Annotated in this window: 14 protein-coding genes; 12 read left to right on the top strand and 2 right to left on the bottom strand. The window is 41.5% G+C overall.

From position 1 onward, the window contains the following. The first annotated feature begins 28 nt into the window (after positions 1–28). Both mhpT and LZZ98_RS02375 read left to right on the top strand, forming a co-directional pair. Positions 29–1,234 (top strand): 3-(3-hydroxy-phenyl)propionate transporter MhpT, encoded by a 1,206-nt coding sequence (mhpT, locus tag LZZ98_RS02380; protein ID WP_237786483.1) that lies wholly within the window; start codon positions 29–31, stop codon positions 1,232–1,234. Between the two features lie 118 nt (positions 1,235–1,352). Further along, a complete protein-coding gene (locus tag LZZ98_RS02375) occupies positions 1,353–1,679 on the top strand; it encodes a hypothetical protein (protein WP_237786482.1) in 327 nt (108 codons plus the stop codon). Positions 1,680–1,739: 60 nt separating this feature from the next. Here the strand turns inward: LZZ98_RS02375 and glnG are convergent, their stop codons facing one another. Further along, positions 1,740–3,221 (bottom strand): nitrogen regulation protein NR(I), encoded by a 1,482-nt coding sequence (glnG, locus tag LZZ98_RS02370; RefSeq protein WP_086174317.1) that lies wholly within the window; start codon positions 3,219–3,221, stop codon positions 1,740–1,742. Further along, a complete protein-coding gene (gene glnL, locus LZZ98_RS02365) occupies positions 3,208–4,317 on the bottom strand; it encodes a nitrogen regulation protein NR(II) (protein ID WP_086174316.1) in 1,110 nt (369 codons plus the stop codon). Before glnL ends, glnG begins: the two co-directional genes overlap by 14 nt. 360 nt (positions 4,318–4,677) lie before the next feature. On the opposite strand from glnL, the gene rimO reads away from it, so the two are divergent. The 10 genes from rimO to lpxD all read left to right on the top strand — a co-directional run bounded on the left by rimO (position 4,678) and on the right by lpxD (position 15,747). Beyond that, positions 4,678–6,021, top strand: a complete 1,344-nt coding sequence (gene rimO, locus LZZ98_RS02360) for a 30S ribosomal protein S12 methylthiotransferase RimO (RefSeq protein WP_086197899.1) — start codon at positions 4,678–4,680, stop codon at positions 6,019–6,021. Positions 6,022–6,079: 58 nt separating this feature from the next. Beyond that, positions 6,080–6,808: a UMP kinase gene (gene pyrH, locus LZZ98_RS02355; RefSeq protein ID WP_237786481.1), complete on the top strand. Its 729-nt coding sequence runs from the start codon at positions 6,080–6,082 to the stop codon at positions 6,806–6,808. Between the two features lie 78 nt (positions 6,809–6,886). Continuing rightward, entirely contained in the window at positions 6,887–7,441 is a 555-nt protein-coding gene (frr, locus tag LZZ98_RS02350; RefSeq protein WP_086174313.1) for a ribosome recycling factor, read from the top strand. Between the two features lie 6 nt (positions 7,442–7,447). Beyond that, positions 7,448–8,200 carry a polyprenyl diphosphate synthase gene (uppS, locus tag LZZ98_RS02345; RefSeq protein WP_237786480.1) on the top strand — a complete coding sequence of 251 codons (753 nt, stop codon included), beginning with the start codon at positions 7,448–7,450 and terminating at the stop codon, positions 8,198–8,200. Between the two features lie 3 nt (positions 8,201–8,203). Then, a complete protein-coding gene (locus LZZ98_RS02340; RefSeq protein WP_086174311.1) occupies positions 8,204–9,028 on the top strand; it encodes a phosphatidate cytidylyltransferase in 825 nt (274 codons plus the stop codon). Then, on the top strand, positions 9,029–10,225 hold the full coding sequence (gene ispC / locus LZZ98_RS02335) for a 1-deoxy-D-xylulose-5-phosphate reductoisomerase (protein ID WP_237786479.1): 1,197 nt from the start codon (positions 9,029–9,031) through the stop codon (positions 10,223–10,225). A 3-nt stretch (positions 10,226–10,228) separates the two neighbouring features. Beyond that, positions 10,229–11,584, top strand: a complete 1,356-nt coding sequence (rseP, locus tag LZZ98_RS02330; RefSeq protein WP_237786478.1) for an RIP metalloprotease RseP — start codon at positions 10,229–10,231, stop codon at positions 11,582–11,584. Positions 11,585–11,625: 41 nt separating this feature from the next. Next, positions 11,626–14,142, top strand: a complete 2,517-nt coding sequence (bamA, locus tag LZZ98_RS02325) for an outer membrane protein assembly factor BamA (protein WP_237786477.1) — start codon at positions 11,626–11,628, stop codon at positions 14,140–14,142. A 36-nt stretch (positions 14,143–14,178) separates the two neighbouring features. Beyond that, positions 14,179–14,676, top strand: coding sequence for an OmpH family outer membrane protein (locus LZZ98_RS02320; protein WP_237786476.1), 498 nt, complete (start codon positions 14,179–14,181; stop codon positions 14,674–14,676). A 3-nt stretch (positions 14,677–14,679) separates the two neighbouring features. After that, the gene (lpxD, locus tag LZZ98_RS02315; RefSeq protein ID WP_237786475.1) at positions 14,680–15,747 is read left to right on the top strand and encodes a UDP-3-O-(3-hydroxymyristoyl)glucosamine N-acyltransferase; all 1,068 of its coding nucleotides are present in this window, start codon (positions 14,680–14,682) and stop codon (positions 15,745–15,747) included. Position 15,748 lies beyond the last annotated feature (1 nt).

Raw genomic sequence — 15,748 nt, 5'->3', positions numbered from 1 at the left:
ATTTGCTTACTATGGACGGAGTTCAATCATGGCACAAATACAAACAGCTAAAATGCAGAAATTCTTAACGGTGTTTCTGTGTTTTTGGGTCGCATTTTTTGAGGGTTTTGATCTTCAAGCCCCCGGTATTGCAGCAAAAGGAATTGCTGAAACATTTGCTCTAGACCAGGTGCAAATGGGCTATGTATTTAGTTTAGGTGTTTTTGGGATGTTGTTTGGCGCATTCTTTGGCGGCCGAGTAGCGGATTATTTAGGTCAAAAGAAAGTTTTAATGCTTTCAATTGCAATTTTCGGCCTATTTATGTCACTCACTGCAATTGCGCCGAGTGTTGAAATTTTATATGCAGCGCGCTTCTTTACCGGCTTAGGCTTGGGTGCAGCAATGCCAACCATGATTTCCGTGGTAGGTGATGAAGCGAGTGAAGCCAATCGCGGTAAATTGAATAGCTTGATGTATTGCGGATTACCAGTAGGTGCAATTTTTGTTGCGGGTTTGGCTATCTTATTTAAAGATATTTCTTGGCATACGCTTTTCCTGATTGGAGGCTTGGCACCATTAGCACTGCTCCCATTCATGGCAATGATTCTTAAAGATAAGCCTAAGGAGGTTGCTGTTGAGCAAGCCGCGACTGAAGCTGTTCCATCTATGGTGCAGGTATTGTTTAAGAATCAGCAATATAAATATACTATGCCGCTTTGGGTAGGTTTCTTCTTTACCCTGATGATCAATTATATTTTGATTAGCTGGTTACCTAATTTGCTGATGGAACAAGGCTTGGAAAAACCACAGGCTTTCATGGTGATGCTGGTATTCCAGGTAGGCGCTGTAATTGGTACTCTGGCTTTGGGTTATTTGCTGGACCGTTTAAAACTGTGGCAGATGGCAGCAATTATCTATAGTGGTTTATTTATTGCCCTTGTATTGTTATTTACTTCTACCTCTATTCCAGTACTTGTTCTGGCCGGGTTTATGGGCGGGATTTTCTCGACAGGTGGCCAATCGATTTTGTATGGTATTTCACCGATTTTCTATTCAGGCACAGGTAAAGTGACAGGCGTGGGCAGTGCGATTTCTTTGGGCCGATTAGGTGCTATGACTGGGCCATTATTGACAGGGAAAATCTTGGCGATCGGCTTGGGAACTTCGGGGATTTTAATGGCAAGTTTACCTGCTGTGGTTATTTCAGCAGTGGCAGTGACTGCGTTATCGCGTTATAAATCGGCACATAAATAAATTTGTAAATTTTATAAAAGGGAGTCATCGAGATTCCCTTTTTTTATTGAGGATTTTTAAGGATTCACTTTGCTGGAGTTTGTTAATATAGTCGGATAGAAAACTGAATCTAAATGTTATGAGCTATCAACTGATTGAACTCGATATTCAAGCCATAGATAATATCCAATGTCCACACTGTCAGCAGCAGGTGATCAATTGGGCTGAAGAGCAATATATACAACCCTGCGAGCATGTATTATTTATCGCCATGGATATTGGTTTTGAATATATGACCGATGAATTTGAGCAAACCATGCCGCGTTGTGTAGATGATTTGCATGCCCATGATGATCAGGTGAATATGTTTGCCGAAATTGCCAAATCAACTTATCAGGATTATGTGATTTTTAAGTCTGATCTGGGGGTAGAGGGATATTTCCGTTATATAGGTTTTACTGCCTAAATGGTGTCTAATAAAAAAGCTCCCGAAGGAGCTTTTATTTTTTAAATAGGTAGAAAAAGTTTAGCTTTCTATCACTTCTTCTTCAACGTCATCATCTGCCGTATCCATCCCCAGTTCTTTAAGCTTGCGAGTCAGCGTATTGCGACCCCAGCCCAGCAATTCTGCAGCATGGCGTTTACGACCACGAGTTTGCTGTAAAGCTGCAGTAATCAAAGTGCGTTCAAACATGGGAGTGGCAATGTCCAAAATCTTCATCTCACCGTTTTTCAGTTTCTGAATGGCCCATTGACCCAATAACTCATCCCAATGATGCAGTGAAATACGGTCAAAGGTATTGTGCGGCTGCGCATCTTCACCTGAGCGCTGAATTGGAATCTGTTTTAATTCTGAAGGAAGATCTTCAGGATACACTTCACGACCGGTAATCATCACTGTAAGCCAGCGACAGGTATTTTCTAGCTGACGCACATTGCCTTGCCAAGGCAGTTGTTGCATATATTCTTGGGTTTCAGGACGCAAGATCTTAGGATTTACGCCGAGTTCTTTACCCGCGCGAGCCAGGAAGTGCTGTGCCAGCATAGGAATGTCTTCACTACGATGAGCCAGTTTTGGAATATGAATACGGATCACATTCAGACGGTGATACAAGTCTTCACGGAAGCGTCCGTCATGCACCAGTTTTTCCAGGTCTTGGTGCGTTGCGGCTACAATACGCACATCGACCTTAACCGGAATATGTCCACCGACACGATAGAACTCGCCATCTGCCAAGACACGCAGTAAACGTGTTTGGGTTTCAAATGGCATATCGCCAATTTCATCTAGAAATAGCGTACCGCCATTGGCTTGTTCAAAACGGCCTTGGCGCTGTGAATTGGCACCGGTGAATGCACCTTTCTCATGACCGAAAAGTTCAGTTTCAATCAGGTCCTTCGGAATGGCTGCCATATTCAAGGCAATAAAAGGTTTACTGCTACGTGGTGAATGGCGGTGTAGTGCATGCGCAACCAGTTCTTTACCTGTTCCAGATTCACCATTAATCAGCACAGTAATATGCGATTGTGACAAACGGCCAATGGCACGAAATACTTCCTGCATCGCAGGCGATTCACCAATGATTTCAGCAGACTGAATTGGAGGAGCAATTTTGGCAGATTCTTGCTGCTGTAATTTGGCAATGTGCAGAATGGCACGGTTGACCAAGGCCAATGCTTCATCAATATCAAACGGTTTAGGTAAATATTCAAAAGCACCGGTTTGATAACTGGATACAGCAGATTCCAGATCTGAATGCGCAGTCATAATAATGACCGGTAAATCTGGATGACTGGTTTTGACTTTGCTCAAGAAGGTCAGACCATCAATGCCGGGCATACGAATGTCAGTCAAAATTACATCGGGGGTATCTATGCTGAGCTGATCGAGTGCAGATTGTGCTTCTTCAAAACTGGTAACATCAAAACCTTCTTCTTTAAAAGTTTTTTCCAATACCCAGCGCATGGCACGATCATCATCAATGACCCATATTTTATTTCGCGACATGGTTAGACTCCCAAGGTAAATATAAGCTAAATACTGTTTTTCCTGGAACAGATTGGCATTCAATCATTCCACTATGTTGGTGCATTATGTTTTGCGCAATACTCAAACCGAGACCGGTACCTTTAGCACGTCCTGTGACCAAGGGGTAAAACACCGATTCTAAAATTTCTTCCGGTACACCCGGACCATTATCTTCAATATCAATTCGTACCGCGGAGCGTTTTAATACACCATTAATAGTGACCAGACGCTGAATCCGGGTTCTTAAAATCAGTTCAGGCTGATGGTCTACAAAAAACTCTTTGTTTTCCATCATGGCTTGCACGGCATTGACGCTGATATTGAGCATGACCTGAATCAGCTGGTCACGATCTGCCATGACTTCAGGCAAGGACAGGTCATAGTCACGGGTAATTTTGATTTTCTTTTTGGTTTGATTGGTAATCAGTGAACGGACTCGTTCCAAAGGTTCATGCACATTGACCAGTTCGTAACTTGGCAACTGGCGAGAACCCAGCATGGTATCGGCCAAATTACGTAAACGGTCTACTTCACTAATAATAATGTCGGTAAATTCTTCATATTGTGGATCGTTCAGGCTGCGCGCCAGTAACTGGGTGGCACCACGGATGCCGCCTAAAGGATTTTTAATTTCATGCGCGACACCGCGAATCAGTTGCCGAGCGACCTGGTGTTGCTGAATCAGGTTTTCTTCTTTAGATATTTTTAGCATCCGGTCAATCTGGTTTAACTCGATCAGTAGAAGCGGGTGATAGGGTTTTTCCGAGTTGATTTGTGAAACGGTATAATCCACATGAATATCTTTAAAGTTGACGCTAATGGTCGCTTCACGACGCGTATAATGTTGTCCGGTTTTAAAGGTATTTAATAGGGCTTCTTCAGTGTTAAACTCATCATCGGGCATATGCAGCAAATTTAAAACCGGTTGTCCCGCCGCACGCAGTAAACTAATGTCGAACAAAGATTCACAAGAAGAATTTAAATAAAAAATATTAAGGTTACTGTCGACCAATAAAATTGCGGTGGTTAAATTGTCCACTAAAAGGCGGTAGTCGATAGCGACGGGTTGATCCATTAGCGAAAGTATCCTGTGTTAAAATAGCGCAATGGCATCTGCACTTCTTGTCATTTCTCCCTGTTATGGGACATTCAACGAGTTAAACGTTATCGAAATAAAGCAAAATGCACGCCAACTTTGAGCATGGGTATAAATATAAATTCTGCCGCTATAAAAGTGTGCTTTTTTGTTTTTAATGACAGAATTTCAATTCCATAATAAGGGAAATAAAATTATTGGTGAACCAAAATAGTGCATATTAAGTATTTGCTAAAAATATAGCCGTATTTTGGTGCGTAATGCAAAGAGTCGGGATTTCAGCTGTTTTTATGAGTGGAAAAGACATACAATACGCGCATTACAGTGGAGCGCAGATTCATGAAATCCCCCAAAGTCGGTTTTGTTTCTTTAGGTTGTCCTAAGGCATTGGTAGATTCCGAACGAATTTTAACTCAGTTAAAGACTGAAGGTTATGATGTAGCATCAGATTATGATGGTGCTGATTTAGTTGTTGTTAATACCTGTGGTTTTATTGAATCTGCAGTACAAGAATCTTTAGATGCGATTGGCGAAGCCATGAGCGCAAACGGTCGTGTGATTGTGACCGGCTGTTTGGGTAAAGATGAAGACAAAATTCGCCAAATGCACCCGAATGTCTTAAAAGTGACGGGTGCTGCGGCATATCAAGAAGTGATGGAGGCCGTACACGAGTACGTCCCGGAACCACCAAAGCATAATCCGTTTATTGACCTTGTTCCTGAACAGGGTATCCGTTTAACGCCAAAACACTATGCCTATTTAAAAATATCCGAAGGCTGCAACCACCGTTGTACCTTCTGTATTATTCCAAGCATGCGTGGTGACCTGGTTTCACGTCCGGTTGGTTCGGTTTTAAACGAAGCCCAAGCGCTGAAAAAAGCCGGTGTAAAAGAAGTACTGGTGATTTCTCAAGATACTTCGGCCTACGGTGTGGATACCAAATATAAATTAGACTTTTGGAATGGTCAGCCGGTTAAAACCAAATTCTTCGATATGTGCGAAGCTTTGGGTCAACTTGGAATCTGGGTGCGTTTGCACTATGTCTATCCATATCCACATGTAGATGCTGTGATTGACTTGATGGCGCAAGGTAAAATCCTGCCATATCTAGACATTCCTTTTCAGCATGCCAGTCCGCGCATCTTAAAATTGATGAAGCGACCAGCGCACAGTGAAAATACTTTAGAGCGCCTAAAACTTTGGCGTGAAAAATGCCCTGAGCTGGTCATTCGTTCTACATTTGTGGTGGGTTTCCCGGGTGAAACTGAAGAAGATTTCCAAATCCTGCTGGAATGGCTTAAAGAAGCTCAGCTGGATCGCGTAGGTTGCTTTACCTATTCACCTGTTGAAGGTGCAACAGCAAATGACTTGCCGGATCATGTGCCGGAAGAAATCAAGCAAGATCGCTATGAACGTTTTATGCAAGTTCAGCAAGAAATTTCAGCAGCCAAACTGCAAAAACGTATTGGTCAGACCATGACTGTACTGGTTGATGATCTGGAAGAAGAATTCCCGGTTGCTGTGGCTCGTTCGTATGCAGATGCGCCTGAAATTGATGGCAATGTCTTTGTGGAAGATATTGATAAAAGCCAGATTAAAGCCGGCGATTTGCTTGAAGTCGAAATTACCGATGCAGATGAATATGATTTATATGCCAAGTTAATTCAGATTAAATCTGCCTGATTTGTAATTTAAGTATACGAATAAAATTTTAGATATTGGAAGATTTGGAGATTTCCTGATGATGGACTCAAAAAAGCCCCGTTATGAACGTATTTTATTGAAACTTTCTGGTGAAGCACTTGCTGGAAATAAAGACATGGGTATTGACGCAACTGTGCTTGATCAAATGTCTTTAGCGATTGCTCATCTGGTTGGTTTGGGTGTTCAGGTAGGTATTGTGGTTGGTGGTGGTAACTTGTACCGCGGTAGCCAATTGCAAAAAGATGGTTTGGTTGGCCGTGTAACCGGTGACCAGATGGGGATGCTTGCTACTGTGATGAATGGTTTGGCATTACGCGATGCCTTGGTACGTCGTAACATTAAAACCCGTTTAATGTCTGCTTTACCCATTGGTACAGTGGTTGAATCATATTCAAGCCGTGATGCCATCCGTCATTTGACTCAAGGCGAAGTATGCGTATTTGTTGCCGGTACAGGTAATCCGTTCTTTACGACCGATACAGCCGCTTGCTTGCGTGGTATTGAAATTGAAGCCAATCTGATCTTGAAAGCAACCAAAGTGGATGGCGTTTATAACAAAGATCCAAGCAAATATGATGATGCTGTGAAGTACGAAGCCCTTACATTTGATCAGGTGCTGGATGAGAAATTGGGTGTGATGGACTTAACCGCGATTTGCCTATGCCGTGATCATAACGTACCACTTCAAGTTTTCGATATGAACAAAGCTGGTTCATTGCTTTCAGTCGTAATGGGTGAAAAAGAAGGGACTCACGTTACGAATTAATGTACGTGAGCCTGAAAGCTCTTTATACTACACGCTATTTAGTTATTACATCTCTTAGAATTAAGTAAGGAAGATCATATGATTAACGATCTTAAAAAAGACAGCGAAGACCGTATGAACAAGACTTTAGAGTCTTTGGAACATGGTTTTGCCAAAGTTCGTACTGGTCGTGCACACCCATCTATTTTAAATGGTGTGATGGTTTCTTACTATGGCTCTGACGTTCCATTGAACCAAGTGGCAAACGTTGGTGTTGAAGATTCACGTACATTGTTGGTTCAGCCTTTTGAACGTTCAATGGTTTCTGCAATTGATAAAGCGATCCGTGAATCAGACTTGGGCTTAAACCCGATTACTGCTGATGCGATTCGTGTGCCCATGGCTGCATTGACTGAAGAAACCCGTCGTGACATGCAAAAAGTTGCACGTACTGAAGCAGAAAATGCCAAAGTTGCCATTCGTAACATCCGTCGTGATGTTTTGGGTGACATTAAAGCTTTATTAAAAGAAAAAGAAATTTCTGAAGATGATGAACGTCGTGCATCTGATGATATCCAGAAAATCACCGATAAATTTGTTGCTGAAGTAGACAAGCGTCTTGCTGCGAAAGAAGCTGAATTGATGAAGGTCTAAGATTGAATGACCGTATCAGAAGACAGTAAGCATCTTCCAAAACATGTTGCCATCATTATGGATGGCAACAATCGTTTTGCAAAAAAAAAGCAAATGCAAAAAGGTGCAGGCCATCGGGAAGGTAAGAATGTCCTCGATCCGATTGTTGAGCACTGTATAGAAAATCAAATTCAAGCCTTAACCGTTTTTGCATTTTCGAGTGAAAACTGGAATCGTCCTCAGTTTGAGGTTGATTTACTCATGAGCTTGTTGGAAGAAACCATTCATGAGCAATTGCCACGTATGGAAAAATTCAATATTGCTTTGCGCTTTATCGGTGATCGTTCACGGTTATCTGTGCAATTGCGCGAGTTAATGTTGCAAGCTGAACAAAGGACTGCTAATTTCGACAGCATGACTTTAACCATTGCTATCAGTTACGGTGGTATGTGGGATATGGCTCAGGCTGCAAAACAGATTGCAGTAGATGTGCTGGCAAAAAAAGTTGCGGTTGAAGACATTGATGTTGAGTTGTTTGGACAGCATGTCTGTATGGCCGATTTACCTGCTGTGGATTTGCTCATCCGTACAGGTGGTGATTATCGCTTGTCGAATTTTTTACTTTGGCAAGCTGCTTATGCTGAACTTTATTTTACCCCCACCTTGTGGCCTGAATTTACTGTTGAAGAATTAGATGATGCATTCGCCGTCTTTGCTGGGCGTGAACGTCGCTTTGGTAAAACTTCAGAGCAAATCCAACAAGAGAAAATTGAGAATTAATAAATGTTAGAGCGGATTATAACCGCATTGGTATTGGTAGCAGTCGTACTGAGTTGTATGTTTGCTACACAGTCTCAGTATCCAATGTTTATGCTGATGATTGTTGCAGCAGGGGTGGCTGGGTATGAGTGGTTTAAGCTTATGCCAAGAAAAAATAAAAATCTGGTTAAGCCTTTAGCATGGGTTTACGGACTTGCCACTGCAGCTTTAGCAACCTTGGCCTTATATTTTAATGATATCGCTCTGCTGCTTTGGGCGGCTTCCATTATTTGCTGGATACTCAGTATCTTTTGGGTTAAATCGTATCCAAGCTATGATGGATGGTACAATTCCAGCCTCAAGGTGATTGGATTTATTTTAGTTTCTGCTGCGGTTACCGCAATTTTCTCTGTATGGCATAGCTCTCCATGGTGGCTCATGTACCTGTTTTTACTGGTATGGGGTGCAGACAGTGGTGCTTACTTTGTTGGGCGTAAACTGGGCAAGAAAAAGCTTGCTCCGGATGTCAGTCCAAACAAATCAGTAGAAGGCTTGTACGGTGGTATTTTTACCGCCATGCTAATTGTCGTGGCAGTAGAAATTCTTTATCTGGATTTAACCCTTGCCCAGCATATTTTATTTTTAATTTTATCTGTAATTACGGTATTTAGTTCGGTTCTGGGTGACTTGTTTGAATCCATGATCAAACGTCGTGCTGGAATTAAAGATTCAGGTCGTATTCTGCCAGGACATGGTGGTGTACTTGACCGTATTGATTCATTGCTTGCTGCTGCTCCAATTTTTGCAGCAGGCATGTATGTTTTAAAACTTATTGGTGTAGATTTATAGATGTCACAATCTGTTTGTATATTAGGTGTAACGGGTTCAATCGGTCAAAGTACCTTAAAAATTCTGCAACAGCATCCTGAAAAGTATTCTGTTTTTGCAGTCACGGCGCATAGCCGAATTTTAGAACTTGTTGAAATATGCAAACAGTATCGACCAAAAGTGGTGGTTGTTCCTTCCAGTCGAGTTAAAGAACTACAACAATATTTTAACGATCAGTCCTTAACTGATATTGAAATTTTGACCGATGAAGCTGGTTTGATTGCTGTTGCCGAGCATGCTGATGTTGATGTGGTGATGGCAGCAATTGTCGGTGCTGCAGGTCTATTGCCGACCTTGGCCGCGGTTAAGGCTGGTAAGCGTGTGCTGCTTGCCAACAAAGAAGCACTGGTAATGTCGGGTGACATCATGATGCAGGCTGCACGTGATTATCAGGCTGAATTGCTACCTGTTGATTCTGAACACAATGCCATTTTTCAATGCTTGCCTGAGGGCTATTTCCAAAACGAGAGAAATGGACAACCAAAGCAAGGTGTATCGCGTATATTGCTCACCGCATCTGGCGGGCCATTTTTAAACCATAGCCTGGAACAATTACAAAATGTGACGCCTGCACAGGCCTGCAAACATCCGAACTGGTCTATGGGGCAGAAAATTTCAGTTGATTCAGCAACTTTAATGAATAAAGGGCTGGAGTTAATTGAAGCCTGTCATTTGTTTGCAATTTCAGAACAGTTTGTAACAGTGGTGGTACATCCACAGAGTATCATTCATTCTATGGTTCAGTATGTGGACGGTTCGACTTTGGCACAAATGGGCAACCCTGATATGTGTACACCAATTGCGCATGCACTTGCATGGCCAGCACGTATTCAAACTCATGTGCCTGCACTTGACCTGTTTATGAATCAGCAATTGGATTTTCAGGAACCTGATACCACACGTTTTCCGGCATTAAAACTTGCACGACAAGCCATGCAAACGGGTGGTTTGGCCCCTGCGATTTTAAATGCTGCCAATGAAATTGCAGTTGCGGCGTTCTTGAAAAATAACATAGGCTTTACTGAAATTCCTCATTTGGTAGAACAGACCTTAAATCAGGTCGAAGGTGGTGCTACAGAATCGATTGAACGTATTTTACAGGTCGATCAAATTGCGCGAACTGTCGCCCAGCAAATTGTCATCAATAAAGGAAGCTAAAACATGAGTGCCTTGTTTATTATTGTGGCAGCAATACTTCTTCTTGGACCGCTTATCGCGATACACGAGTTTGGGCATTATATTGTTGCACGTAAACTGGGTGTTAAGGTTTTAGTTTATTCGATTGGTTTTGGACCCACTTTGCTGAAGTGGACATCGAAAAAGTCTGGCATTCAATATCAGCTTTCCGCATTGCCCTTAGGTGGTTATGTGAAAATGCTGGATGAACGTGAAGGGCATGTTGCACAAGAAGATTTACCCCGAGCATTCAATCGTCAGCCTCCCTGGAAGCGTATTGCAATTGTTGCTGCAGGGCCATTGATCAATCTGGTTTTTGCCGTGTTATTGTTCTGGATTTTATTCATTCCAGCGCAAGAGCAATTAAATACCCGGGTAGGTAAAGTATTGCCCAATACACCGGCTGCTACAGTTCAAATGCAGGTTGGTGACAAAATTAATACAGTTGATGGAACAGCGGTCAATACGTGGGAAAAGTTAAATTTTGCCTTGGTCGATCGTGTCGGTGAAACAGGTTTTATTGAAATTCAGGCCGATCGTCACGGCCAGCTTGAAACTTTTAACTTACCCATTCAAAGCTTTTTGAAAAATCAAAATCAGTCTGCATTAGACAGTTTAGGCTTTATGCCATACCGTCCACCTATTGCTCCTGTGGCAAGTAAGCTGAGTGAAGATGGCGCGGCTATTCGTCAAGGGATGAAAGAAGGCGATAAAATAGTTGCCATTGATGGCGTGAAAATGAATGATTGGTTCGATGTGGTTCAAATTGTTCAGGCTTCGCCAGAAAAATTATTAAAAATAGATGTATTACGTCAAAATCAACTGGTACATTTGCAAGTGATGCCGCAAGCTAAACGTGACAACATGGGGAATGTTTCAGGTGTACTTGGTGTACAAAGCATCCCCGGAAAAATAACCATTCCTGAAGAATATAAGCAAACCATTCAATACAGCCCCACTGAAGCATTGGTGATGGCTGTTGATAAAACGGGTCAAATTTCAGGTATGATTTTGAACTCGATCGTCAAAATGGTACGTGGTTTAATTGGCGTGGATAATTTATCTGGACCAATCACCATTGCCAAGGTGGCAGGGCAAAGTGCAGAAATGGGTTGGCAAACCTTTATCTCATTTATGGCGTTAATGAGCGTGAGTTTGGGTATTTTAAATTTATTGCCTATTCCAATGCTTGATGGTGGACATTTGGTTTACTATGTTATTGAGTTAATTCGTGGTAAACCTGTTTCTGAACAAATACAATTGGTTGGTTTAAAAATTGGTATGGTACTGCTCGGCAGCATGATGCTCCTTGCATTATTCAATGACTTCATGCGTTTATAACAACGTAGATATGTAATAAATTAACATCGGAAAAGACTGGCATGCAGCACACACATTTATTTATGCCTTTGGCACTCGTTAGTGCAATGGCAGCAGTACAACAAGTATATGCAGCAGATGAATTCATTGTCCGCGATATCAAAATTGACGGACTTGTTCGTTTAACGCCAGAAAATGTTTATGGGATGCTGCCTGTCAATGCTGGCGACCGTGTCAATGATGCAACTATTGCAAATGCGATTCGTGCTTTGTATGCCACCGGTTTGTTTGATGATATCAAGGCATCTCAACAAGCAGATACGCTTGTTTTTACGGTGATAGAACGCCCAATCATTTCAAAGGTTGAGTTTAAGGGAAATAAACTTATCCCTAAAGAAGCCCTGGAAGAAGGGTTGAAGAAGATGGGTATTGCAGAAGGCGAGGTTTTGAAAAAATCTGCTTTGCAAACCATCGAAACAGAACTTGAACAGCAGTATATGCAGCAAGGTCGTTATGATGCCGATGTTAAGGTAATCACCACTGCCAAACCGAATAACCGTGTAGATTTAACCATTGATTTTGTTGAAGGCAAGGCGGCAAAAGTTGTTGATATCAACATCATCGGCAATACCGTTTTTAAAGAAAGCGAAATCAAGCAGGCTTTTGCGGTTAAAGAAAGCGGTTGGAGTTCAATTGTTACCCGTAATGACCGTTATGCGCGTGAAAAAATGGCTGCCAGCCTTGAAGCTTTACGGGCTTTATATTTAAACAAAGGTTATATTAATTTCAATATCACCAACTCAAGTTTGAACTTGAGTGAAGATAAAAAGAATATCTTTGTCGAAGTGGCTGTAGAAGAAGGCGAGCAATTTAAATTTGGTGAAAGCAAATTCTTAGGTGACGCACTGTACAAACCTGAAGAATTAAAGGCTCTGCAAATTTACAAAGATGGTGAGATTTATTCTCAAGAAAAAGTCAACGCAGTCAAACAGCTTTTACTGCGTAAGTATGGTAACGCAGGTTATTACTATGCTGAAGTCAATATTGTTCCGCAAATTAATAAAGAAACCAAACTGGTTGATTTGAATTATTATATTAATCCAGGTCAGCAAGTTACGGTTCGTCGTATCAATTTTACCGGTAATACAAAAACTGCCGATGAAGTATTGCGTCGTGAAATGCGCCAGATGGAAGGTGCATTGGCCAGCAATGAAAAAATTGATTTATCTAAAGTTCGTCTAGAGCGTACCGGTTTCTTTAAAACTGTTGATATTAAACCGGCACGTATTCCAAATGTCCCTGATCAGGTGGATCTGAACGTCAATGTTGAAGAACAGCATTCAGGCACAAGTACCTTGGCAGTAGGTTTCTCGCAAAGTGGTGGTGTAACTTTCCAGGCAGGTTTAAGCCAAACTAACTTCCTGGGTACAGGTAATAGTGTTTCGATTGATTTGTCCCGTTCGGAAACACAAGATTATTATAATTTGAGCGTAACCGATCCGTACTTTACCATTGATGGTGTACGTCGTGGTTATAACATGTACTACCGTAAAACCAAGCTGGATAATAACTATAACGTTAACAACTACGTGACTGACAGTTTTGGTGGCGGTATTACTTTTGGTTATCCAATTGATGAAAACCAAAGTGTGAGCGCTGGTTTAAATATTGATCAGACTGATGTTACTACTGGTCAGTATGTTTCAACTTATGTGCGTGATTATTTGTTAGCGAATGGTGGTAAAACCAAAAAGACATCTACTTACTGTACGGTAGATACAGTATTAGACCCTGCTACTGGTGCATACAACTGTCCAACTGGCAGTGAATCAGCACCATTTGGTAGTGAGTTTACAGGTGACTTCCTGACTTATAACTTAAACTTGGGCTGGTCTTATAACACCTTAAACCGCCCAGTTTTTCCAACATCTGGTATGTCACATCGCGTGAATGGTGAAATTGCATTACCAGGCAGTGATGTGGAATATCAAAAAGTCACTTATGATGCACAAGCCTTCCAGCCTTTAGGTAAGGGCTTTGTATTACGTGGTTACGGTAAGTTGGGTTATGGTAATGACCTGCCATTTTATAAAAACTTCTATGGCGGTGGTTTTGGCTCGGTTCGTGGTTATGATAATAGTACTTTAGGTCCTAAATACCCTGGAGTTACCTATAATGAGTCAAGAGCAAAAGACTATGATCCGGAAGATGTAGGTGGTAATGCTTTAGTGCAATTTGGTACGGAATTGGCCTTGCCGTTACCATTTAAAGGCGATTGGACTCGCCAAGTTCGACCAGTACTGTTTGCTGAAGGTGCACAAGTTTTTGATACTCAGTGTAATGTTCCATCGGGTAGTTTATATTTATCAGGCAGTAAGCAAGATCCGGGCATCGATGCGAAAAAGTATTGTGAAGACAACTTTGGTTTTGATGCTAATAACATGCGTTATAGCGTAGGTGCTGGCTTTACCTGGATTACCATGATTGGGCCATTATCTCTCAGTTATGCTTATCCGTTAAATGATAAAGCTGGCGATAAAACAAAAAATATCCAGTTTGAAATCGGTCGTACTTTCTAAGTACGGCCCTGAACAGGTTTAATAAAGGATATTTGCATGAAAAAAATATTAATGAGTTTGGCTTTTGCCGGTTTGGCAAGTACATCGATTGTACATGCTGCGGGTTATGGTGTGGTTGATTTAGAAAAAGTGGTAGAAAATAGCACTTATTTAAAACAGCAAAATCTTTCTTTACAACAACAAGTAAAGCCGCAAACTACCAAGCTTGAACAGTTGGCTAAGCAACTGGAAGCTCTGCAGCAACGTGCTCAGCAAACGCCTAATTTATCAGATGCTGAAAAGCAAAAAATGTCTGTGCAATTTCAGACTCAGCTAAAAGAGTTTAATACGCTGCAGCAAAGTGTACAGTCAACCGTTCAGTCTACGATTCAGGTGATGAATAAAACTTTAGGGACTCGAGTCAAGCAAGTGGCAGAACAATTGCGTAAAGAAAATAACTTAGATGTTGTTTTGAATAAAAATTCTGCACTTGCTTATGACCCTAAATATGATTTAACTGATAAAATGATTCAAAAGGTTAACGTTATTAAGTAATCAATGAATCCTAGACAATTTCGCTTAGAAGATCTTGCCCGTCTGGTACAGGGTGAGCACGTAGGTCAATCTGATTTAATATTAGAAGGGTTGGCCAGCTTAGATGCGGCTCAAGCGAAACATATTGCATTTGTAAATGCTGATAAATATCTAGATCAGGCACGTGCTTCAAAAGCAGGTGCGTTGATTGTTACTTCAGCTCTAAAAAATCAGTTAGATACGCACAATAACTTTCTTGTGGTCGATAATCCTTATCTTGCTTTCGCAATCCTGACGCATGTTTTTGAAAAGAAAAATCAGCATCAGGGAATAGAAAGTACAGCACAAATTCATCCTTCTGCAATAATTGCCGATAGTGCCTATATTGGGCATTATGTTGTCATTGGTGAACATTGCGTGGTGGGTGATCAGACGGTCATTCAATCACACGTTAAAATTGATGATGATGTAGAAATTGGTAAACAGTGTTTTATTGATTCACATGTCACTTTAACCGGTGAAACAAAAATCGGTGATCGCGTCCGTATTCATGCCAATACTGTGATTGGGGGAGAAGGCTTTGGTTTTGCTCCTTATCAGGGTAAATGGCATCGTATTGCACAATTAGGTTCAGTTAAAATCGGTAATGATGTCCGCATTGGATCAAATTGCAGTATTGACCGTGGTGCACTCGATGACACCATTTTGGAAGATGGTGTCATTATTGATAATCTTGTGCAAATTGCCCATAACGTAAAAATTGGTGCAAATACAGCACTTGCTGCGAAATGTGGTATAGCCGGTAGCACAACAATTGGCAAAAACTGTGTACTGGCTGGAGCAGTGGGAGTGGTAGGGCACATTAATATTGCCGACAATGTCACAATTACTGGTATGTCAATGGTCACAAAAAGTATTTCTGAGGCAGGAAGCTATTCTTCAGGTACACCGATGCTGGAAAGTTTGCACTGGAAACGGGCTGCGGTACGCTTTAAACAATTAGCAGATGTGCCATTGACCCAGTTACTTAAACGGCTTGATCATATACAGGCTCAAATCGAGTCCCTTGAATCAACTTTTAAGCGTAAATAGA

It is taken from the genome of Acinetobacter sp. SM34 (assembly GCF_022012365.1).
In the GTDB taxonomy this organism is placed as follows: Bacteria; Pseudomonadota; Gammaproteobacteria; order Pseudomonadales; family Moraxellaceae; genus Acinetobacter.
The sequence above is the reverse complement of the archived record's forward strand: the minus strand, read 5'-3'. Positions and strand labels throughout refer to the sequence as shown.

Coding starts and splice junctions, on each gene's coding strand:
- mhpT (WP_237786483.1), top strand. CDS start 29: ATGGCACAAATACAAACAGCTAAAATGCAGAAATTCTTAACGGTGTTT.
- LZZ98_RS02375 (WP_237786482.1), top strand. CDS start 1,353: ATGAGCTATCAACTGATTGAACTCGATATTCAAGCCATAGATAATATC.
- glnG (WP_086174317.1), bottom strand. CDS start 3,221: ATGTCGCGAAATAAAATATGGGTCATTGATGATGATCGTGCCATGCGC.
- glnL (WP_086174316.1), bottom strand. CDS start 4,317: ATGGATCAACCCGTCGCTATCGACTACCGCCTTTTAGTGGACAATTTA.
- rimO (WP_086197899.1), top strand. CDS start 4,678: ATGAAATCCCCCAAAGTCGGTTTTGTTTCTTTAGGTTGTCCTAAGGCA.
- pyrH (WP_237786481.1), top strand. CDS start 6,080: ATGATGGACTCAAAAAAGCCCCGTTATGAACGTATTTTATTGAAACTT.
- frr (WP_086174313.1), top strand. CDS start 6,887: ATGATTAACGATCTTAAAAAAGACAGCGAAGACCGTATGAACAAGACT.
- uppS (WP_237786480.1), top strand. CDS start 7,448: ATGACCGTATCAGAAGACAGTAAGCATCTTCCAAAACATGTTGCCATC.
- LZZ98_RS02340 (WP_086174311.1), top strand. CDS start 8,204: ATGTTAGAGCGGATTATAACCGCATTGGTATTGGTAGCAGTCGTACTG.
- ispC (WP_237786479.1), top strand. CDS start 9,029: ATGTCACAATCTGTTTGTATATTAGGTGTAACGGGTTCAATCGGTCAA.
- rseP (WP_237786478.1), top strand. CDS start 10,229: ATGAGTGCCTTGTTTATTATTGTGGCAGCAATACTTCTTCTTGGACCG.
- bamA (WP_237786477.1), top strand. CDS start 11,626: ATGCAGCACACACATTTATTTATGCCTTTGGCACTCGTTAGTGCAATG.
- LZZ98_RS02320 (WP_237786476.1), top strand. CDS start 14,179: ATGAAAAAAATATTAATGAGTTTGGCTTTTGCCGGTTTGGCAAGTACA.
- lpxD (WP_237786475.1), top strand. CDS start 14,680: ATGAATCCTAGACAATTTCGCTTAGAAGATCTTGCCCGTCTGGTACAG.